The following is a 20,401-nucleotide window of genomic DNA, read 5'->3' as shown; positions in this document are numbered from 1 at the left end:
GGAGGCGATCACTTCTTGTAGGTGTAGGAGAGGGCCTTCGAGGTGCCTGCGGCGTAGAAGGCGTCGCCCGCGTATCGCACGGTGATCCGGTACCGGCCGGCGGGCAGCCTCTTCGGGAGGGTCACGGTCGCCGTGCCGGCCCGCAGGGTGGACCGGACGATCCTGGTGACGCGCACCTTCTTCGTGCGGCCGCCCACCGACTTCCTGACCTTGCCGGTCACCCGGACGGTCACCGAGCCGGCGGGAGCGGCGTAGCCGGAGACGGTCCGGACGGCGACCTCGACCCGGGGCCGCTCGGCCTTGCGGACACGAGTGAGCCGGACCGTCGAGCGGGCCTTGGCCTTCTTCGTCCAGGTCGCGGTGAGCACGAGGTCACCCGTCGTCCCGGTGGGGATCGTGAGCGCCGGGTTCGTGGCGCCGAGTCCCGCCCAGCCCGCGAAGTCGTAGCCGGGACGCGTCGGGTTGACGAGCGTGAACGCCGCGGTCTTCACCGTGTAGCTCATCGGGTTGCCCGCAGCGAGGGTGCCGCCGGCCAGGTCGTAGCGGATCGCATGCACCCGGTCCCAGGTGGGCGTGTAGGTGCGCGTCCCGATGGACCCGCGCGGGATCGTCACGACCATCGTCGGTCCGGCCAGGTCCGGACCGCTCCAGCCTGCGAACTCGAACCCGGGTCGCGCCGGCGAGGGCAGGGTGATCGCCGCGGACTCGACCGTGTAGGTGCCCGGCACCGGACCGGTGAAGTCCGCGTCGTCGCCGACGGCGTAGACGATCGTGTAGACGACCGGCGTCCACGTCGCGGCGTACGAGCGCTCCCGCGGCGAGCCCGCCGCGACGACCACCGTCGTGGTGGCCCTCGTCAGGTCCGTGCCGGTCCACCCGGCGAACACGTACCCGGTGCGGGTCGGGTTCGCCAGGATGAACGCCTCACTCTCGACCGTGTACGACGCCGGGTTGTCGCCGCCCGCCGTGCCTCCGGCGAGGTCGTAGCTCAGCCGGTAGCCGATCGGCGTCCACCGGGCCGTGTAGGAGCGCGACCCGGCGGACCCGGCCACGACCGTCACGGCCGTGCGCGTCCCGTCGACCCCGGTCCCGGCCCAGCCGGCGAACGTGTAGCCGGCGCGGGTCGGGTTCGCGAGCGTGAACGCGACGCTCTCGCTCGTGTACGTCGACGGGTTGTCGCCGCCCACCTCCCCGCCGGCGAGGTCGTAGCTCACCGTGTAGACGGTGGGCGTCCAGGTCGCGGTGTACGCCAGCGCGCCGGTCGGGTAGCGCGGCAGCCGCACGTCGAGCGTCGGTCCGCCGAGACCCGGGCCGGTCCAGCCGGCGAACGTGTAGCCGGCGCGGGTCGGGTTGACCAGCGTCGTGGTGAGCGCGTAGCCGTGGGTGGCGGGGTTGGCGCCGCCGTCGGTGCCGCCGGCGAGGTCGAGGTCGAGCTCGACGCTCGGGAACGTCACGCCGGCGGGGACCGGGTGGTCGCGCTCGTCGTCCCAGCGCCAGGCGCCGGCCCCGAAGCCCCAGCCGAGGCTCTCGTACGTCGCCTGGCGGGCGAGGTCGTCGCGCGAGGTGTAGGTGCCGAGGTTCCCGCGGGTCCAGGCACCGGCCGTGTCGAGCGTGGTCGAGCCCGACCAGAACACGTCGTACGGGTTCGGGGTGGGCACGGTGGTGTGGCCGACCGGCGTGGTGGTGTCGATGTTGTTGTTGGCGCTCACGAGGTTGCCCGTGGCGTCGCAGCCGGTGGCCGCCGTGGTGATCCAGCCGTAGCCGGCGGGCGAGGACTGGCGGATGGCACCGGAGAGAACGACGTTGCCGGTGACGGTGCCCGCGCAGACGGTGTGGCCGTTGATGAAAGCGGCACCGGCGCCGGAACTGCCGTTCTGGGTCACCGACGTGTCCAGCACGAGGGTGCGGGAGACGGCCGACTCGAGCTGGGCCCAGCCGATCACGCCCCCGACGCGCTTGTCGCCGTTGACGGTGACCCCGGCGAGCAGGTTGTCAGCGAGCGTGTTGCCGGCGCCGGTCGACTTCCCGATCAGGCCGCCGACCGCGGAGGAGTTGTCGGTGTTGTCCGAGGAGCGCACGGTCGCGTTCATCAGCGCCGAGCCCGTGATGGTCGCGCCGGCGGCCCGGCCGGCGAAGCCACCCTGCTGGACCCGGGCGGTGGTGTCACCGGCCGTCACGGAGCGGAGCTCGCGCAGCGTCAGGTTCTCGATCGTCCCGTTGAGGACCTGGACGAAGCCGGTCTGGGTCGCACCGGCATCCGCCGTGTCGGCGACCGAGCCCGGCGCCAGCGTCAGGTCGCTGATCGTGTGGCCGTTGCCGTCCAGGACTCCGGAGAAGCGCCGGAACGTCGCGAACGTGCCGCCCGCGTAGTCGATGTCGGCGGCGAGCTCGAACCAGGCCGCGGCCGCGCCGGCCTGCGCCGGGTCGGCGTTGACCATCGCCGCGGCGGCATCGAGGTCGGAGACCGACGCGACGACGTACGGCGTGGCCTGCGTGCCCGCGCCGTCCAGGTCGGTCACGACGACGGTGACCGCGACCGGGGTCGCCACGTCCTCGCCGTCGGCGGCGGTGACGGTGGCGGGGTAGCTGCCCAGCGTGGCGAAGTCGACGCCGCCGAGGTCGATGCCGAGCGTGCCCCGGTCGACGACCGCACCGAGGCGGGCGAGCACATCCGCCGCGGTCGGGCTGCTGCCCACGCGGTACGACGTCGTGGTCGCGGCCACCGTGATGGCCGGCGGCTCCTCGACCGACGCCGCCGCCCGGCGGAGCACCGGGTGCTGCGACTGGGCGTCCCAGCGCCAGATGCTCTCGAAGTCCCAGCCGAGGCCCGCGTAGGTGGACTGGTCGTGGAGCTGCTCGGGGCTCGCCGGTGTGCCGTCGTTGCCGAGCACCCAGAGGCCCGCCTTGTCGTGCGCGTAGTTGCCGCTGCGGCGGGTCCACCGCAGCTGGTGTCCCTCCGGGGCCGTCTCGGCGGCGGTCGGGAAGCCCGTCCGGTTGTGGTCGGCGTTCACCAGGTTGGTGCCGTAGGTGTCGATCTCGGTGTGGTTGGAGCCCGCGATCCAGCTCACCGTGTTGCCCGGGGTGCCGGTGGCGTGCGAGTAGACCGAGCCCGAGTAGACGACGTTCCCGGCGATCTCCTGGCTGTCCATGCCCACGCCGCCGTAGCTGACGAGCACTGCGGCGTTCTGGTTGGCCCCGCCGGCCGCGTTCTGCGACATGTGGCCGGCGTCCGGGTCGGCGGCGACGAGGTTCTTGCTGAGGGTCGCGTGCGGGCCGTGGTAGCCGACGAAGGCGCTGACGTACTTGCCGGCGCTGAAGACGGTGACGTCGCCGCCGATCATGCTGTTCGTCACCAGCGTCGGCGCGCCTTCCGTGCCCTCGATGCGGGAGACGAAGCCGGCGTCGTACGGGTTCTCGCCCTCGGAGCTCTCGTTGCGGACCGTCGCGTCGAGCAGGGCGACGCCGTCGACCGTCGAGCTCGTGGCCAGCGTCGCGAGACCCGCGGTGACCGCCGAGGTGGCGCCCGGAGCGAGCGTCGTACCGGTCTTCAGCGCCGTGACGCCCGCCAGGGTGAGACCGGTGACCGTGGCGCCGTCCAGGCGCGCGAAGAAGGCGATGCGCTCGGTGTCACCGTCGACCCAGGGCGCGTAGGTGAGGTCGCTGATCGTGTGACCGGCACCGTCGAAGACGCCCGAGAACCGGTGGAAGCCGGCGAACGTCGCGCCGCCGTAGTCCAGGTGCGCCGTGAGCTCGACGTGCCGCGGGCCGTACGTCGTGGGGTCGCTGTTCACCGCGGCCGCGACGGCGTCCAGGTCCGCGGGGCTGCCGACGAGGTAGGGGCTGTCGGCAGTGCCGCTGCCGGACACGCCCACGATCTCGGCCGGGTCGAGCCTCCAGGTGGCCGTGTAGGACCGCGCACCGGTCGAGCCGGACGGGATCGTCACGGTGTGCGTCGACTCGACGAGGTCGGTGCCGGTCCAGCCGGCGAAGGTGTAGCCGGCGCGCGTCGGGTTGGCCAGCACGATGGCGGCGTCGCCGGCGAGGTAGGCCTCGGGGTTGGTGCCGGTGGCGGTGCCACCGGCCAGGTCGTAGGAGATCGGGAAGCCGGCGGTCCAGGTGGCCGTGTAGGCGCGGTGGCCGCTCGACCCGGACGCGATCGTGACGGACGCCGCCGCCTCCTCGAGGCCGGTGCCGGTCCAGCCCGCGAACGCGTGGCCCGGGCGGGTCGGCGTCTCCAGGCTGATGTCGTCCGACTCGATCGTGTACGTCGACGGAGCCGCCTGCGCTACGGAGCCGCCCGCGAGGTCCACGTCGAGCGCGTAGGAGGTCGCCGCCCAGTGCGCGACGTACTCCCGGTCGCCGCTCGACCCGGACGGGACCGTCACCTGGAGCGTCGGCTCGGTGAGGCCCGTGCCGGTCCAGCCCGTGAACGTGTAGCCGGCGCGCGTCGGCGCCACCAGCGCGAGGTCGGCCGAGGCCGGGGTGTACGCCGACGGGTTGGCGCCGTTGGTCCCTCCGCCCAGGAGGTAGGAGATCTCGTCGTACCCGTCGAGGTCGGCGTGGGCCGGGACGGGGTGGCCGAGCGCCTCCGCCCAGCGCCAGCTGCCGGTGCCGGGGGCGAAGTCCCAGCCGAGGACCTCGTAGGTCGCCTGCTGGGCGAGCGCCGCGGGTGCGGTGTAGGTGCCGAGGTCGCCCGAGGTCCAGCTGCCCGCGGTCGAGAGCAGGGTCGAGCCCGTCCAGAGCACGTCGTACGGGTTCGGGTCGGGCGCCGCGGTGTGGCCCACCGGAGCGCTCGGGTCGATGTCGTTGTTCGCGTTGACCAGGTTGCTCGACGACGTGCACCCGGTGGCGGCCGAACGGATCCAGCCGTAGGCGGCCGGGGACACCTGCTCGATCGACCCGGAGACCACGACGTTCCCGGTGAGGGCGCCCACGCACACCGTGTGCCCGGCGAGGAAGGCGGCGCCGGCGCCGGAGGCCCCCTTGTGGGCGACGGAGGCGCCGACGACCAGGTTGTCCTCGACCGTCGCGGCGATGTTCTGCCAGCCGACGACACCGCCGACGCGCTTGTCACCCGAGACCGTGGTGCCCGAGAGCAGGTTGCCGCTGACCGTGGTGGTGGCGGAGGCCGCGCCCACCGTCTTGCCGACGAAGCCGCCGACGGAGGAGGAGTTGTCGGTGTTGTCCGAGGACCGCACGGTGGAGTCGATCAGCGCGGAGCCCGTGATCGTCCCGCCGGAGCTGCGACCGGCGAAGCCACCCTGCTGCACGCGGGCGCTCGCCCCTCCGGTCGTGACCGAGGTGAGCCGCTTCAGCGTCAGGTCCTTGATCGTCCCGTCCGTCAGCACCTGGACGAACCCGGTCTGCGTCGCGTTCGCGTCGCCGGTGTCCGCGACCGTCCCTGGTCGCAGCGTCACGTCGCTGATCGCGTGCGCGTTGCCGTCGAAGACACCGGAGAACCGTTGGAAGGTCGCGAACGTGCCGCCGGCGTAGTCGATGTCGGCGCCCAGGCGGTAGGCGAGCGAGCCGTAGGTCGCGTGGTCGCCGTTGACGTGGGCGGCGGCCGCGTCGAGGTCGGCGGCCGAGACGATGACGATCGGGTCGGCGGTGGTGCCCGCACCTTCGAGGCCGTCGATCGTCGCCGCGTGGGCCGGCGCGACGAGCGTCAGCCCACCGGCACCGACCGTGAGGCCGAGGGCGGCCACGCCGAGGCGCGCGAGGAAGCAACGAGCGGCCCGCAGGGACCCGGGGTACGACATTCGACTCTCTTCGCTCTGTCTTGAGGGGTCTGGAGATGGGTCGTGAGTGTCATCGCTGACGTCGTGCCCGAGTCCCGGCACGAGCGCCGGCTCGCCCAGGCAACAACCGGTGGATAACCGGAGGGGGAGGAATCGCGACGCGGTCGAGGCCGCCGGGTGAACAATCGAAGACGTGTCTTAGCGGTGCGCACCGACCGTTCACGTCGGGTCCATCTGCTGGTCGGGTGGTTCGGCTCTCCTACGCACGCGATGCAACGACAACTGTGGATGCTCCGGCGTGCGGCGCTCGTCTCCCTGGTGGGCGCCGCCGTCTGGCTCGCGCCGGCGCCCGCCGCCGAGGCGCACCCGTTCGGCGACCCGCAGACGGCCGAGATCAGCGCGACCGCGCACGGCCTGCGCCTCGTCTGGAACGCGACCCCCGACGACCTCGGTGTCCTGGCGTCCTGGATCGGCGCGACCGCCGGGGACGGCAGCATCATGGTCTTCGAGGACGGCGAGTTCGCGCCGGAGGAGTCGACCGAGCTTCCGGAGATCCAGCTGGCGCGGGCCCCGCAGCTCTCCGACTACCTCCTCGAGCGCATCGTGGTCACCGCGTCGGGAGAGCCCTGCGCGGGGAACGTGCTGCCGGTCGACGACGTGGTGGCCACCGGGGTCGAGATCGTCTTCGACTGCGGGGGGCCGGTGTCCTCGGCCGACGTCCGGATCGCGACCCTGACCGACGTGGACGAGGCCTACCGCACCCTGGCGTCAGGGCCCTTCGGGCAGGGCCACGCCTACACGTCGGACACCGGCGCGATCACCTGGGCGCTGACGACGGCCGGCGCGGAGGCCGGCACCGACAGCGGTGCCCGGGCCAGCAGCGCCCGGAGCGCGGCGGTCCAGCTGGGCGGCGTCGGGGTCGGAGCCGCGGTGGTCGTCGGGGTCGGGATCGTCGTGGCCAGACGTCGCCGTACGCGGGACGTGTCCGGACAGCAGGGCTAGTCGCCACCACCGGTCGTGAGTCGGTGTGCGTCACAAGACTCGATCGCTGCCTGCGTGCCCTCTCTGCCAACCTTCCCGTGACATCGAGTGCAGCGACCGAAGATCCTGAGACTCCTCGAGTCCCGGAGCCGGAGGAGTGGCCAGCCCTGGCGCGACAGATCGAGCATCTGTACCTGAGGCGCAGTCTGGGGATCTGTCGCGTCCGACCGCCGCAGCGACTTCTGGGCCGTAGCCGTCTAGAGCGCCAACGGCTCCGCGGTGATCTCCGGGCAGCGGGTGCCGGAGTAGATGGTCGGCATGCAGCGGTTGCAGTGGATGCAGACGCCCGAGACGGCCTGCTCGGACTGCAGGCGGTTGACCAGGTCGGGCTCGCGCAGCACGGCCCGTCCCATGGCGACGAAGTCGAAGCCGTCCGCCATCGCCTGCTCCATGGTGTCGCGGCGGTTGATCCCGCCCAGCAGCATCAGCGGGAGCGACAGCCCCGCCCGGAACTGCAGCGCCTTCTCGCGGAAGTACGCCTCCTCGAAGTCGTACTTCTTCATGAACGACCGCCCCACCGGCGTGCGCATGCCGAGCCGCACCGGCAGCGGCATGGACGCCGCGAACTCCTTGATCGGGGTGCCGCCGCGGAAGAGGTACATCGGGTTCATCAGCGAGCTGCCGCCGCTCATCTGCAGCGCGTCGAGGGTGCCGTCCTGCTCCAGCAGCTGGGCGTACGCGAGGCCGTCCGCGGTGGTCACCCCGCCCTTGAAGCCGTCGCTCAGGCTGACCTTGGCGGTCACCGCGACCTCGTCACCCACCTCGTCGCGCACGGCCCTGGCGACCTGGCGGCCGAGCCGGGCGCGGTTCTCCAGCGAGCCGGCCCAGGAGTCCTTGCGCCGGTTCAGCCCGGGCGCCAGGAAGGAGGAGATCAGGTAGCTGTGCGCCATGTGCAGCTCGAGCACGTCGAACCCCGCCCGCACCAGGGTCCGCGCGGCGGCGACGTACGCCTTGGTGACGCGGGTCAGGTCCGCTTCGGTCGCCGACCGCACCATCTGCATCGACAGCGGGCTGGGCATCTTGCTCGCGGCGATGGCGTGGACGCCGTTGGAGCGGCCGTTGGCGACCGGTCCCGCGTGCCCGACCTGGCCCGCGATCTTGGCGCCGGTCTCGTGGACGGCGTCGGTCAGCCGGACCAGGCCGGCCAGCGAGTGCTCCCCGACCACGATCACGTCGCGGTGCGTGCGGCCCTCGGGGGCGACGGCGAGATAGGCCACCGTGGTCAGGCCGATGCCGCCGCGCGCGACCGCGAGGTGGTAGCCGATCAGGCCGTCGGTGACCTGGCCCTCGGGCGTGCGGCCCTCGAAGGTCGCGGCCTTGACGGTGCGGTTGCGCAGGGTGACCGGCCCGAGCTGGGCCGGCGCGAAGACGTCGGGGACTGTCACCGTCGAACTGTAACGCGTTCTAGTTACCTCGGGGGAGCGATGATGACCCGGTGATCGAGTCCCGCCTGCGTGCCGCCGGCTGCGTCTTCGCGGAGGAGGAGGCGGCCCTGCTCCGCGCGGCCGCCCGCGACGAGGCCGACCTGTCGCGCCTGGTCGAGGCGCGGGTCTCCGGCCAGCCGCTGGAGGTGCTTGTCGGCTGGGCGGAGTTCTGCGGGCTGCGGGTCGTCGTCGATCCGGGCGTCTTCGTGCCGCGGCAGCGGACGTCGTACGTCGTCCGCCTCGCCTCCGCCGGCCTGCACGCGGGCGACGTCGTCGTCGACCTGTGCTGCGGGACGGGCGCGATCGGCGCGGCGCTCGCCGCGACCGTGCCCGGCCTGGAGGTGTACGCCGCCGATGTCGAGCCGGCCGCCGTCCGCTGCGCGCGGCGGAACCTGCCGCCGGGGCGCGTGCACGAGGGCGATCTCTACGACGCCCTGCCCGTCGACCTGCGCGGGCGGGTCGACGTACTCGCGGTGAACGCGCCGTACGTGCCGCACGAGGCGATCGCCCTGATGCCGCCCGAGGCCCGGCTGCACGAGCCGGCCGTCGCGCTCGACGGCGGGCCGGACGGGCTCGACGTGCAGCGCCGGGTCGTCCGGGGAGCCGGCGAGTGGCTGGCCCCCGGGGGCCGACTGCTGATCGAGACGAGCGTCGCGCAGGCGCCGGTCACCCGCGCCCTGATGGCCTCCGCGGGACTGGACGCGACCGTGCACCACGACGACGACCTGGACGCCACCGTCGTGGTCGGGTCGCCTCAGAAGAGCGCGTCGTCGCCGGCGGCCGGCTGAGGCGCTGCGGTGGTCCCGGTGCTGCCACCGTCCTTGGCCGCCGCGACCGCGAGGCGGTCGACGAGGTCGTTCATCTTGTTGCCCGAGTGCCCCTTGACCCACTGGAAGGCGACGTCGCCGCGCGCCTCGACCAGGTCGACGAACGGCTCCCACAGGTCGCGGTTGGCGACCGGCTGACGGGAGCTGTTGGTCCAGCCGCGGGAGCGCCAGCCGCGCCACCAGGCGTCGCGGAAGCAGTTGACGACGTACGTCGAGTCGCTCACCACGAGCAGCGGTCCGTCGAGCGAGCGCACGGCCTCGTAGGCGGCCCGGACCTCCATCCGCTGGTTGGTCGAGGGGGCCTCGCGGCCGCTCGCCCAGACCGCCTCGTCGATCGCCCAGGCCCAGCCGCCCGGGCCGGGGTTGCCGGAGCACGCACCGTCGGTGAACACCTCGCGCGCCCCCACGGGGACGGGCATGGCGGGCTTGGCGGGGCGGGCGGTACGACGGGTGCGGGGCGGCATGGCGGACACCTTCACACACCGGCTACGAGACGACCGACAGCGCCTCGCGGGTCAGGTCGTGGAGGGTGCGCCCGGTCTCGCGGGTGAGCCAGTGCTCGTAGGCGTGCTCGGCCGCGGCGAGCGCGATCCGCACCCGCAGCCCCGGCTCCAGGTCGGTCTCGGCGTCGAGCCCGAGCCGCTCGGCGACCAGCCCGACCAGCCGGGCGCGCTCGTCGTCGTCGAGCAGCGAGGCTCGGCGTACCCGGGCGGGAGCGGCGGCCATCGCCCGGCGCCAGAGCGCGATGATCTCGGTCTCGTCGGCGAACTGCTCGGTACGTCGCAGGATCGCCGCCGCGAGCGCGACCGGCACCGGCTCGTCGGCGGGCCGGGCGGCGAAGGTGTCCACGATCTCGGCCCGGCCGACGCGGAGCGTGCCGACCAGCAGCTGGTCCTTGCTGCGCACGTGCCGGAACAGCGTCGAGAGCGAGATGCCCGCCGCGGCCGCGATCTCGTCGACGGAGACGTCGTCGAAGCCGCGCTCGGCGAAGAGCTCCAGAGCCACCCGGTCGACGTGGGCGCGGAGCTCGGCGCGCTGCCGCTCGCGCAGTCCACTCATGCCTGGCCGCTCACGTCTGGCCGCTCATGCCTGACCGCTCATGGGGACGAGTCCATCAGGTGGCGGGCTCGAGGGGCGGGACGGGTACGGAGATCGCGGGTGCCTCGACCCCGCCGTCGACCTGCAGCACCTTGCCGGTCACCCAGGAGGCCGCGGGCGAGGCGAGGTAGAGCGCGGCGCAGGCGATGTCCTGCGGCTCGCCCGGCCGGCCCATCGGCGTCCCGGCGACGAACTCGGCCCGCAGGGCGTCGTCGGTGAGGACGACGTCCAGGCCCTTGGTGGCCACGCCGCCGACGCTCAGCGCGTTGACCCGCACCCGCGGCGCGAGCTCGGCGGCGAGGTTGCGGGTCATCATGTTGAGGGCCGCCTTGGCGGCGCCGTACGCGACGAACGCGGTCTCCACCATGTCGGAGGAGCGCGAGGAGATGTTGACGATGCTGCCCCCGCCGGCGGTGTCGACCATCGCGCGGGCCGCCCGCTGCGAGAGCAGGAACGGCGAGGTGACGTTGAACCGCAGCGCCTTCTCGAACATCCGCTCGCTGGTCTCCAGCGCCGGGCGCGGGCCGGTGCCGCCGGCGTTGTTGACGAGTACGTCGAGCCGGCCGAAGCCGGCCAGCGTCGCGGCGACCAGCCGGTCGAGCTGCTCGGTCACCATGACGTCGGTCTCGACGACGAGCGCCCTCCGGCCGATCGACTCGATCTGCGCCGCCACCTCGTCGAGATCGCTGCGGGTCCGGGCCGCGAGCACGACGTCGGCGCCGGCCTCGGCGAGCCCGATCGCGATCCCGCGACCGATGCCCTGGCCGGCGCCGGTGACGAGGGCGATCCTGCCGTCGAGGCGGAACAGGTCGAGGATCATCGGACGCCCGCCCGCTCGTGACCCAGGTGGGGAGCGGCCCGGCCGGCGATCAGCGGCAGGTGGAGGTAGGTCTTGATGCCGGGCCCGGCGGCGACGACGTACGGGATCGAGCTGACGCAATGGTTCGCCGTCGAGACCACGCCGGGGTTGCGGACCAGGCCCGCGGCGACCGACTCGGGCTGCAGGCCCTGGAAGGTGAGCAGCACCGTCGGGTCGCCGGTCACCTCGACCTCGAAGCGCTCCCCCTCCTCGCCGAAGCTCCAGCCGGGGTCGAGGTCCTCCTCCCCCATCAGCCAGTTGACCACCGCGCTGACCACGGGCTCGCCGTCCACGAGCGCCTCCCAGCGGAACCGCCGGGCCGCGACCTGGCCGGGCTCGATGACGCCGATCGGGGTGTCGATCGGCTTGGCCGCGACCGCCACCTCCTGGACGGTGCGGATGCCGGGGTCGACCGCGAAGCCCAGCTCGTCGACCACCATCCGCACCGACGCCTTGAACCCGCCGGAGAGCAGCCCGGCCATCGGGCTGTCGTACGCCTCCTGCGGGGTGCCGCCGAAGCCCATCACGTGCCGGACGACGTCGGGGGCGTTGTAGGTGCGGATGTCGGAGAACTCCTCGGCCCGCACGTGGGTGATCCGCTGCGAGAGCGAGGAGACCATCAGCGGGAACCGCTCGGTGATGCCGCCCGGGTGGATGCCGGTGCCGTGCAGCGTCGTACCGCCCTCGCGACAGGCCGCCTCGATGCCGACGACCCGCGCCGGGTTGGGGTAGATCCAGCCGACGGGGGTGACGACGTTCTTGCCCGAGCGCAGCAGCGCGATCACCTCGTCGTCGTTCGGGACGAGCGGCGAGTAGACGACGCAGTCGGCGTCGGTCGCGAGGATCTCGTCCGCACTCGTCGTCGCGGCCACGCCGACGTGCTCACCGCCGATCAGCTCGCCGACGTCCTTCCCGTGCTTGCCGTCGCTGTGCACCCAGCACCCGACGAGCTCGAGATCGGGGTGCGCGAGCACGCCCTGAATGGCGGCGACGCCGACGCCGCCGGTCGCCCACTGGATCACCTTGATGGTCATGCTGGAGCAGTGAGCCAGGCGTGCAAGTCACTGTCAAGATCGAAGTGACTGTCATCTTTCTTCTGGCAGGGTGGGCCCATGAGCAGCTCGGCCCACCACGTCGCGTACTTCCCGCTCGAGGACCTGCCCACCGCGGAGGTCGACCGGCTCGAGGAGGTGTACGCCGGGCTCGCGGGCGCCGTACGCGACCTGGTCGACGTGACGCTCTCGACGGCCGCCACCGAGGAGTTGCTGGAGGAGGCCCGCGCCGCGGTCGACTCGGTGACCGCCGCCCTGCGCGTGCGGCAGAGCGAGGGTCCGCTCGGCGTCCGGCACAACGGCCACGGACGCACCTGGAGCTGGGGCAACGCGGTGATCGGCCCGCGCAACGCCACCGCCCCGCCGCTGGAGGTCGTGGGCCCGGACGAGGACGGCCGGGTGACGGCGGAGGTCGTGCTCGGTCCCGCTCACCAGGACGAGCCCGGCGTCCTGCACCCCGGCGCGGCCGTCAAGCTCCTCGACCACCTGATGGGCGTCACCGCCGCCGACCGCCGCCGGCTGACCATGACCGGCACCCTCCGGATCGCCCACCACCGCCCCACCCCGCTCGGCCCGGTCTCGCTCGCCGGCTGGATCTCCGGCGAGGAGGGCAGCAAGGTCTTCGTGCACGCCGAGCTGTCCGCCGCCGACGGGGTCACCGTCGAGGCCGATGGGGTCTTCGTGATCCCGCGCTGGGCGCGCGACTGAGCCGTCCCAGGAGCCGCAGGTTCATCACGGTATGCAGGTGAGCCGGCAGATCCCACGGCGTACCCACCGTGGGAGGTGCGAACTGGTCTGCATACCGTGATGAACCTGCCGCTCCCCCGCACCCGGGGTCGGCGCTCGGGTGCAGGGGTTTCGACACGCTCGCTGGCGCTCGCTGCTCAACCACCGGTGGGGCTCAACCACCGGAGAGCGCGCTGGGCGGCGCGGTAGCCGCACATGCCGTGTACGCCGGCGCCGGGGGGCGTGGCGGAGGAGCAGAGGAACATGCCAGGGATGCCGGCGTCGTACGGGTCGGCCTGGAGCGAGGGGCGCAGGATCAGCTGGCGCAGGTCGTTGGCGCCGCCGGCGATGTCGCCGCCCACGTAGTTGGGGTTGTACGACGCGTAGCCGGCGGGCGTGGTGACGTGGGTGGCGACGATGGTGTCGCGGAAGCCCGGCGCGAACCGCTCCACCTGGTCGAGGACGGCGTCGGTGGCGTCGCCGTCGTACCCGTGCGGGACGTGGGCGTAGAGCCAGACCGGGTGCAGGTCGCCGGCGGAGCGGGTGGGGTCGGCGAGGTACTGCTGGCCCACCAGCACGTAGGGCCGGTCCGGCATCCGGCCCCGCACCACGGACGCCTCCGCCGCTGCGATCTCGGCGCCGCTGCCGCCGAGATGCACGGTGCCGGCCCGGCGGCAGGACTCGTTGGTCCAGGGGATGCCGCCGCGGACGGCGAGGTCGAGCTTGTACGCGCCGGGGCCGTAGCGCCAGCGGCGGTAGGCGCGGGCCCGCCGGGCGGGCAGCCGGTCGCCGGCGATCCGGGCGAACGCGTCGGGGGTGGTGTCGAAGAGGGTGGTCCGGGCGGGTGGGAGATCGGCCAGCGACCGCACGGTGACCCCGGTCGAGACGGTGCCGCCGAGCGAGCGCAGCAGCGAGGCCAGCGCGTCGGTGATCGCGCGCGAGCCGCCCTCGGCGACCGGCCAGCCGTGCGCGTGCCCGGCGGCGATCAGCATCGAGCCGACCGCGGCGGTGCCGAGCCCGCCGAGCGGGCGATACATGTGGGCGGCGCACCCCAGGAAGAGCGCCCGCGCCTGCTCGGTGCGGAACCGGCGCGCCAGCACGGTCGCCGGCAGCCCCGCCCGCAGCCCGAAGGACGCCATCAGCAGCGGGTGGTCGGGCCAGCGCACCATCGGGCCCAGCACGTCCTCCGCGAGCTCCCCGAGGTGGTCCGCGAGCGGCTGGAAGGTCTGCAGCCACCGCCGCCCGTCCTCCCCCAGCCCGATCGCGGTCTCCGACATGGCCCGCTTCAGCACGCCGGCGGACCCGTCGTCGAGCGGGTGCGCGAGGTCGATCTCGGGGTGCCGCCAGACCAGGCCGTGGTCGGCGAGCGGGAGCGAGGAGAGGTACGGCGACGCCAGCGCGAACGGGTGGATCGCACTGCAGACGTCGTGCAGCAGCCCCGGCTCGGTCAGCTCCGCGGTGCGGGTGCCGCCGCCGATCTCGTCGTACCCCTCGAGCACCTGCACGGAGTGGCCCTGCTGGGCGAGCGCGACGGCGGCGGCGAGCCCGTTGGGTCCGGAGCCGACGACCACCGCGTCGAGGAGCGTCATGGCTCGATCATGCCTGCCCCGGTGATGAACTCGGCGACGAGACGGTTGACCACCGCGGGCTGCTCGACCTGCAGGAAGTGCCCGGCGTCCTCGACGACCGCGCACCGGCTGCCGGCGGGCAGCCTGGCGGCCAGCCCGTCCGCGAAGCCCGGCTCGAGGCAGCCGTCGTCGGCGCCGTGCAGGTAGAGGGTGGGCACCGTGGGCGTGCCGTCCCAGGTGCGCTTCCAGTCGGCGTACGACGCCGGCACCCGCCCGGGCGCGCGGATCGCCCGGTAGTAGCCCAGCGCCGCGGAGCGGTGCTCCGGACTCTCCAGCGCCGCCAGCACGTGCGGCAGATCCTCCGTCGCGTCGTACCCGGGCGACCAGTCCCGCCACAGCTTGCGGACCAGGCGCGGCAGGTTGCGCTCGGGCAGCAGCGGCAGCTGGTTGAAGCCGACGTACCAGCTGTGGCGCGCCTGCCGCCCGAGCAGCCCCGGGCTGCGCTTGTCCATCGTCCGCAGCGGCGGGACCGCGAGCGCGACGATCAGGGAGTACGGCGACCGCTCGTGCGCGCCGAGCGCGTGCGCCGTGATGGCGCCCCAGTCGTGTCCGACCAGCACGGCGTCGTCCCCGCCGCCGAGCACCTCGTGCACCCCGGCCGCGTCGGCCATCAGCGCCGCGACGTGGAAGCAGCCGTCCGTCGGCAGCCCGCTCGGCGCGTAGCCGCGCGTGAACGGGGCGACCACCCGGCAGCCGCGGGCGGCCAGGTACGAACCGAGATGGCGCCAGCTGTGCGCGGTGTCGGGGAAGCCGTGCAGCGCCACCACGAGCCGGCCGTCCGCCGGGCCCCAGGCGAGCGCCTCCAGGCGGACCGAGGGCAGGTCGAGGGTCAGCCGCTCGGGCGGAAGCTGCGCGTACGGATCGGTCATGGGGCCATGCTCCACCCCCGAAGGCGTCACGGGTCGCGAATCCGCGCGTACGTCCTCACGCACGGGGCACCGGGACGCATGCGCATCGTGATCACCGGGGCCACCGGCAACGTCGGTACGGCGCTCGTGCGGCGTCTCACCGCCGACGGGCACGACCTCGTCGGGCTGGCCCGTCGAGTACCGGCCGAGAACGACGGCCCGCAGCTGTCGTGGCGGTCCGTCGACCTCACCGCCGACGACGCCCCCGCTCGACTCGGCGAGGCGTTCGCCGGCGCCGACGCGGTCGTCCACCTGGCCTGGGGGTTCCAGCCGTCCCACGACGAGCGCCATCTCGAGCGGCTCGGGGTCGAGGGCACCGGCCGGGTGCTGCGGGCGGCCGTGGCCGCCGGCGTCCCGCACCTGGTGCACCAGTCCTCGCTCGGCGTGTACTCACCGCGCGCGGACGACACCCCGGTCGACGAGTCGTGGCCGACCCACGGCGTGCGGACCTCGCCGTACAGCCGGCACAAGGTGGCGGCCGAGCGGCTGCTCGACGCGGCCGAGGGCGGCACCACCACCATCACCCGGATGCGTCCGGGGATCATCGGCCAGCGCTCCGCCGGGAGCGCCCTGCTCCGGTACGGCGTGCCCGCGGCGGTCCCGTCCCGGGTGCTGGGCATGCTCCCGGTGCTGCCGCTGGACCGTCGGCTGCGGATCCCCGTCGTACACGCCGACGACGTCGCCGACGCGTTCGCGCGGGTGCTGGACCGGCGCCCGGGCGGCGCCTTCAACCTGGCCGCACCGGACCCGCTGACCGCCGCCGCCATCGCGGCGGCCTTCGGCGCCCGGCTCGTGCACGTGCCCTCGTCGGTGCTGCGCCCGGCGATGGCGGCCGCGTGGCACCTGCGGCTGCAGCAGGTCGACGCCGGCTGGCTGGACCTGGCCTTCGCGCTGCCCCTGCTCGACAGCGGTCGGGCCCGGACCGAGCTGGGCTGGACGCCGACCCGGACCGCGGTGGAGACGTTCGCCGAGGTCGTCGACGGCATGCGCACCGGCGCGTCCGCCCCCACGCCGGTGCTGCGGCCGCGCACCGTCCCGGGTGCGCTGCGCGACGCGCTGCGCAGCGGGCCGGTCGGTCGGCGCCGAGAGTCGTAGGCGTCAGGCGTCATGCCTCGTTCCGGCTCCACCATGACGCGCCCTTCGCGTCGCTCCTGAGCTTCTCGAGCCGACGAACCGCTGGTGCGTGGGCGGCAGGATCCGGCGCGCCGACGGCGCGACCGCATCTCATACTCACGAGCCGTCGGTCGGTACCTGAGAACGGGGCGGGGTGCGCAGGGCGCGAGGAGAATATCGTCCGTGTCCGTCACGTCGGCGTGACCGTTCGAGAGTGGGAGTAGTTGCGTTGTTTGCCGAAGTCCCGGTGCTTCCGGTGGTGGTCCCGCTCGCTGTGGCGGTGATGGCGTTCTTCGTGTGGCACATGCAACGGCGCGGCCTGCTCTCGTTCCCACGCGTCGCAGTGGCCCTCGCACTGTGCGTGTACGTGGCCGGGATCCTCGCCAACACGCTGTTCCCGATCTACCTGGACAAGCCCTCCAGGAGCGCGCCGTGGCACGCGTACATCGACGTCACGCCGCTCGTGGGCTACGAGGTCGCGGACGCAGTGATGAACATCTGCGTCTTCGTCCCGCTCGGGGTGCTCCTGGCCTTGGCTCTGCCCAGGTGGACGTGGTGGCGCGTGCTAGCAGCCGCTGCGATGTTCAGCTTGGGCATCGAACTGAGCCAGTACGTCACAGCGCACCTTCTGGGCGGCGGCCACATCGCAGACATCAACGATTTCGTGTTCAACGTCGTCGGCGCTGCGCTCGGCTGCGGTCTGCTTTCCGCGCTGACTCCGGTGCCGCATGCTGCGCGCCTCATCGACCGGTTCCGGTGGGCGTGACACAGAGGTCTACGACGCCTCGTTCAGGACTCGGCATGCGCACGGCCGACCAGTGCCGATGCGGCGTCGGCAGGTTGGTCCGGGTCAAGTCACCTGGAGCGACCGGATCGAGTTTCCCCAGATCATGCGATCGATCGTGCTTACTGCGCTGGCTGGGTCGGAGGCAGCTCCGAGCGTCAGGAGGAGGGGCACGTAGTGATCCGCAGTCGGGTGGGCGACCGCAACACCCGGCGCCTTGTGGCGGTAGTCGGTGAGCGCGTCGACGTCGGCTCGAGCCAGCGCGTCAACGACCCAGTCATCGAAGGCCCGGGTATGTGCTGCGAGATGCGGTTGTCGGATGACGGCGAAGCTGTGTGTCATGAACCCCGAGCCGATCACGAGGACGCCCTCGTCACGCAGCGTTCGGAGCCGCTCCCCAAGGCCAGCAGGTCGTTCGCGCGGAGGCTGGGCATCGACAGCTGGACGACGGGTACGTCGGCGGCGGGGTACATCGCCATCAGGGGGATGAAGGCACCGTGGTCGAGTCCACGGTCTGCGAACTCGTGGACGGTCGTGCTCGGCTCCAGGAGGCCCTTGAGGCGTTGCGCGAGGTGCGTGGCATCGGGGGTTGCGTAGGTCAACGTCTTGTAGCGGGGATGGAAGCCGCTGAAGTCGTAGAAGAGCGGCGTACCCGCCGCCGAGCCGGAGATCGCCGCCGGGGCGTTCTCCCAGTGCGCCGAGACCACGACGATCGCTCTCGGCTGGGGCAGCGCCTGCGCCCACGCGAAAAGGTCGCCGATCCATTGCGGGTCGTCGAGCGTGAAGGGCGCGCCGTGGCTGACGAACAGGCTGGGCAGGGGTCCGTCGCTCGGCGTCCACCTGCGTCGGGCCAGAGCCCGGGGCACGTTGCGGGCCAGGTGGTCGTCGTACGCCGCGGCCGGCCCGCTCGGCCTGGCGGTCTGGGCGTGCTTGTTGTCGGCGATCATCGAACCGTTCCTTCCGTTGGGCACCGCTGCCTCGCGGGCATTGCGCGCGTACGTCGTACCGGCCGCGCCAGGGCCGGCTGGTCCACCCCGGGCGTGCGCGCCCGGCGTGGCCGGTCCCGACGTCAGCGGGAGAGGTCCACGACGAGCTTGCCCCGGGCCCGGCCGTCGGCGATCTCGGCGAGGCCCTCGATCGCCTCGTCCAGGGTCAGGACCCTGTGCACGTCGACCATCAGCTCGCCGCTGGCTGCGCCCAGGGCGAGCGGCTCGATGACGTCGCGGGTCGGGGAGGCGATGATCCCGCCGCCGGTGAGGCCCAGCTCGACGATGTTCTCGTCGGTCGGCATCTGCGTGGTCGTGCGCACGACGCCGCCGCTGCGCACGGCTCCGACCGGCACCTCCTCCAGCGTGTAGCCGGTGAGGTTGATGAGCGCGTCGACACCCTGCGGGTAGACCTCCAGGACCCGCTTGGCCACCGCCCCGAGGGTGAAGTCGATGACCAGGTCGGCCCCGATCTCGCGGAGGCGCTCTGCGTCGGCGCTGGTGCCGGTGGCCAGCACCGTGACGCCCTGCTGGCTGAGGAGCTGGACCGCGTACCGGCCGACGCCGCCGGAGGCTCCGTTGATCAGCACGACCTGGCCGGCCACGGGGTTGACGGCGTCGACGAGCATCCGGGCCGCTCCGCCCGCCAGGGGCAGTGCGGCAGCCGTGACGTGGTCCAGGTCGGCGGGCTTCGGCGTGACCGTCCGGCCCGGCACCAGGGCGTACTCGGCGAGGGTCCCGGCCTGGAACGGCGGCTCGAACAGGATGTGGGCGATGACCTCGTCGCCGACCTGCACGCCCGTGACCCGCTCGCCGACCGCCTCCACGACGCCCGAGGCGTCCCGCCCGAGCACCAGGGGGTAGCGGTGCTCGAACATCCCCTCCAGCCAGCCCGCGGCGATGTGGTTGTCCAAGGGGTTCAGCGAGGCGGCGTGGACACGCAGCAGCACCTCGTCCGCGGACGGTGTCGGGATGGGCAGGTCCGCGAGCTGGAGCTGTTCGCCCGGGCCGGTGATGTGCACTGCGCGCATGAGTTTCTCCTGATGGGTGGATGGATCACTTGTTGATGCTTCAACTTAGCATAACTTGATCCGTCAACAAGTAGACTCCTCCCATGACCCGGCCCCCATCGACCCCGCGCTGGCTCAGCGACGACGAGCGGGCGGCCTGGCTGGCCACGGCCGCCATCATGATTTCGCTGCCCGCGGCCCTGGACTCGCGACTGCAGCGGCAGGCCGGCCTGTCGTTCTTCGAGTACATGGTCCTGGCCGCGCTGTCGGAGCGGGCCGACCGCACGATGCAGATGAGCGAGATCGCCGCCGGCGTGTCCTCGTCCCTCTCGCGCCTGTCACACGTGGTGACGCGGTTCGAGAAGCAGGGCCTGGCGTGCCGCGCGCGCGTTCCGGGCACCGGCCGGCGCACAAACGTCACGCTGACCGACGCCGGCTACGCCAAGGTGGTCGAGGCCGCCCCCGATCACCTGGCCGCCGTACGCGACTACTACATCGACGTCCTGGAACCGGCAGACCTGGTTGCCCTCGGCAGGATCGGGGCCGCCGTCGCTCGCCGCATCAACCCTGACCAGCCGTTCGTCCACGGGGCAACGAACTGAGCCCGCGCCCCGCCTGGCAGGCGAAGGGCAACGACCCGGGTCGGAGGTCGCCCCAGTAGCCCCTCCATCACCCGCGCCCGCCCCCGGGTGAACCTGGCCACCACAGGCATCGTCGCGACGCCATAGCTCCAATGCCCGGTATGCCAGGTGGACTCGCCGAAGGTGCCCCGTTCCGCCGCCTGTCGGCGCGGGCCGAAGAGTTCTGCAGCCGATGACCCGCCCGGCTACCTGGATCTCGGGCTATGCCCGCAGGCAGAACGGGTGGCCCGCTGGATCGCGGAGAACCCGGGACCGGTCCGGGCTCGGCTGCTCGATCTCCTTGGTCGCGCCGAGCCGCAGCGCCTCGTCCTCGGCAGCGTCGAGGTCCGCGACCGATAGGTCGAGGTGGAGCTGCTGCGACCGTTCGGCGGACGGCCAGGTGGGCGGCCGGTAGTCCTCGACGCGGACGGCGCCCAGGTAGAGGGAGTCGACCTGGACAGCGCAGAAGTCGGGTGTCTCGACCATGACTTCGCCACCCAGGACCGAGGCCCAGAAGGCGGCCAGGACAGCGGGGTCGGAGCACTCGAGGTTGATCGAGGCGATACGGGCGACGGGCATGGTTCTCC

The 20,401-nt window shown here is 72.9% G+C and carries 16 protein-coding genes and 1 pseudogene; 6 read left to right on the top strand and 11 right to left on the bottom strand.

The genetic code is table 11. The features are described from left to right. Window positions 1-8 precede the first annotated feature (8 nt). Complete coding sequence (locus tag MUB56_RS06940; protein WP_244931176.1) at window positions 9-5,759, bottom strand: InlB B-repeat-containing protein; 5,751 nt, start codon at window positions 5,757-5,759, stop codon at window positions 9-11. A 249-nt stretch (window positions 5,760-6,008) separates the two neighbouring features. Between MUB56_RS06940 and MUB56_RS06935 the strand changes: the two genes are divergently transcribed. Then, window positions 6,009-6,740 carry a hypothetical protein gene (locus tag MUB56_RS06935; RefSeq protein ID WP_244931175.1) on the top strand — a complete coding sequence of 244 codons (732 nt, stop codon included), beginning with the start codon at window positions 6,009-6,011 and terminating at the stop codon, window positions 6,738-6,740. A 236-nt stretch (window positions 6,741-6,976) separates the two neighbouring features. Here the strand turns inward: MUB56_RS06935 and MUB56_RS06930 are convergent, their stop codons facing one another. Next, the gene (locus MUB56_RS06930; protein ID WP_244931174.1) at window positions 6,977-8,164 is read right to left on the bottom strand and encodes an NADH:flavin oxidoreductase; all 1,188 of its coding nucleotides are present in this window, start codon (window positions 8,162-8,164) and stop codon (window positions 6,977-6,979) included. Between the two features lie 50 nt (window positions 8,165-8,214). On the opposite strand from MUB56_RS06930, the gene MUB56_RS06925 reads away from it, so the two are divergent. Next, entirely contained in the window at window positions 8,215-8,991 is a 777-nt protein-coding gene (locus tag MUB56_RS06925) for a putative protein N(5)-glutamine methyltransferase (protein WP_244931173.1), read from the top strand. On the opposite strand, the gene MUB56_RS06920 is transcribed toward MUB56_RS06925, so the two are convergent. The 4 genes from MUB56_RS06920 to MUB56_RS06905 are packed head-to-tail and all read right to left on the bottom strand — an operon-like array spanning window position 8,958 to window position 12,021. After that, window positions 8,958-9,494 (bottom strand): ribonuclease H, encoded by a 537-nt coding sequence (locus MUB56_RS06920; protein ID WP_244931172.1) that lies wholly within the window; start codon window positions 9,492-9,494, stop codon window positions 8,958-8,960. The genes MUB56_RS06925 and MUB56_RS06920 overlap by 34 nt on opposite strands. Before the next feature lie 22 nt (window positions 9,495-9,516). After that, the gene (locus MUB56_RS06915) at window positions 9,517-10,089 is read right to left on the bottom strand and encodes a TetR family transcriptional regulator (protein WP_244931171.1); all 573 of its coding nucleotides are present in this window, start codon (window positions 10,087-10,089) and stop codon (window positions 9,517-9,519) included. Between the two features lie 55 nt (window positions 10,090-10,144). Then, window positions 10,145-10,948 carry a glucose 1-dehydrogenase gene (locus tag MUB56_RS06910; RefSeq protein ID WP_244931170.1) on the bottom strand — a complete coding sequence of 268 codons (804 nt, stop codon included), beginning with the start codon at window positions 10,946-10,948 and terminating at the stop codon, window positions 10,145-10,147. After that, window positions 10,945-12,021: a hypothetical protein gene (locus MUB56_RS06905; protein WP_244931169.1), complete on the bottom strand. Its 1,077-nt coding sequence runs from the start codon at window positions 12,019-12,021 to the stop codon at window positions 10,945-10,947. Before MUB56_RS06905 ends, MUB56_RS06910 begins: the two co-directional genes overlap by 4 nt. Before the next feature lie 78 nt (window positions 12,022-12,099). On the opposite strand from MUB56_RS06905, the gene MUB56_RS06900 reads away from it, so the two are divergent. After that, complete coding sequence (locus tag MUB56_RS06900; RefSeq protein WP_244931168.1) at window positions 12,100-12,747, top strand: PaaI family thioesterase; 648 nt, start codon at window positions 12,100-12,102, stop codon at window positions 12,745-12,747. A gap of 176 nt (window positions 12,748-12,923) precedes the next feature. Here the strand turns inward: MUB56_RS06900 and MUB56_RS06895 are convergent, their stop codons facing one another. Together MUB56_RS06895 and MUB56_RS06890 are read right to left on the bottom strand one after the other, a co-directional pair. Next, window positions 12,924-14,354 (bottom strand): NAD(P)/FAD-dependent oxidoreductase, encoded by a 1,431-nt coding sequence (locus MUB56_RS06895; protein WP_244931167.1) that lies wholly within the window; start codon window positions 14,352-14,354, stop codon window positions 12,924-12,926. Continuing rightward, window positions 14,351-15,262 (bottom strand): alpha/beta fold hydrolase, encoded by a 912-nt coding sequence (locus MUB56_RS06890; protein ID WP_244931166.1) that lies wholly within the window; start codon window positions 15,260-15,262, stop codon window positions 14,351-14,353. Before MUB56_RS06890 ends, MUB56_RS06895 begins: the two co-directional genes overlap by 4 nt. 78 nt (window positions 15,263-15,340) lie before the next feature. Here MUB56_RS06890 and MUB56_RS06885 point away from each other — a divergent pair, with 78 nt between their 5' ends. Both MUB56_RS06885 and MUB56_RS06880 read left to right on the top strand, forming a co-directional pair. Continuing rightward, window positions 15,341-16,396 carry an NAD-dependent epimerase/dehydratase family protein gene (locus MUB56_RS06885; protein WP_244931165.1) on the top strand — a complete coding sequence of 352 codons (1,056 nt, stop codon included), beginning with the start codon at window positions 15,341-15,343 and terminating at the stop codon, window positions 16,394-16,396. A 247-nt stretch (window positions 16,397-16,643) separates the two neighbouring features. Further along, window positions 16,644-17,180, top strand: coding sequence for a VanZ family protein (locus MUB56_RS06880; RefSeq protein WP_244931164.1), 537 nt, complete (start codon window positions 16,644-16,646; stop codon window positions 17,178-17,180). Window positions 17,181-17,264: 84 nt separating this feature from the next. Here the strand turns inward: MUB56_RS06880 and MUB56_RS06875 are convergent. Then, window positions 17,265-18,145, bottom strand: a pseudogene (locus MUB56_RS06875) (class III extradiol ring-cleavage dioxygenase). A gap of 122 nt (window positions 18,146-18,267) precedes the next feature. Continuing rightward, a complete protein-coding gene (locus MUB56_RS06870; protein ID WP_244931163.1) occupies window positions 18,268-19,215 on the bottom strand; it encodes an NADP-dependent oxidoreductase in 948 nt (315 codons plus the stop codon). 83 nt (window positions 19,216-19,298) lie between these two features. Between MUB56_RS06870 and MUB56_RS06865 the strand changes: the two genes are divergently transcribed. Continuing rightward, on the top strand, window positions 19,299-19,796 hold the full coding sequence (locus tag MUB56_RS06865; protein WP_244931162.1) for a MarR family winged helix-turn-helix transcriptional regulator: 498 nt from the start codon (window positions 19,299-19,301) through the stop codon (window positions 19,794-19,796). A 240-nt stretch (window positions 19,797-20,036) separates the two neighbouring features. Here MUB56_RS06865 and MUB56_RS06860 read toward each other — a convergent pair whose 3' ends face one another. Beyond that, entirely contained in the window at window positions 20,037-20,393 is a 357-nt protein-coding gene (locus MUB56_RS06860) for a VOC family protein (RefSeq protein ID WP_244931161.1), read from the bottom strand. Between the last annotated feature and the right edge of the window lie 8 nt (window positions 20,394-20,401).

This window comes from Nocardioides sp. W7 (genome assembly GCF_022919075.1).
GTDB lineage: Bacteria > Actinomycetota > Actinomycetes > Propionibacteriales > Nocardioidaceae > Nocardioides.
This window is presented reverse-complemented; position numbering and strand designations above follow the sequence as displayed.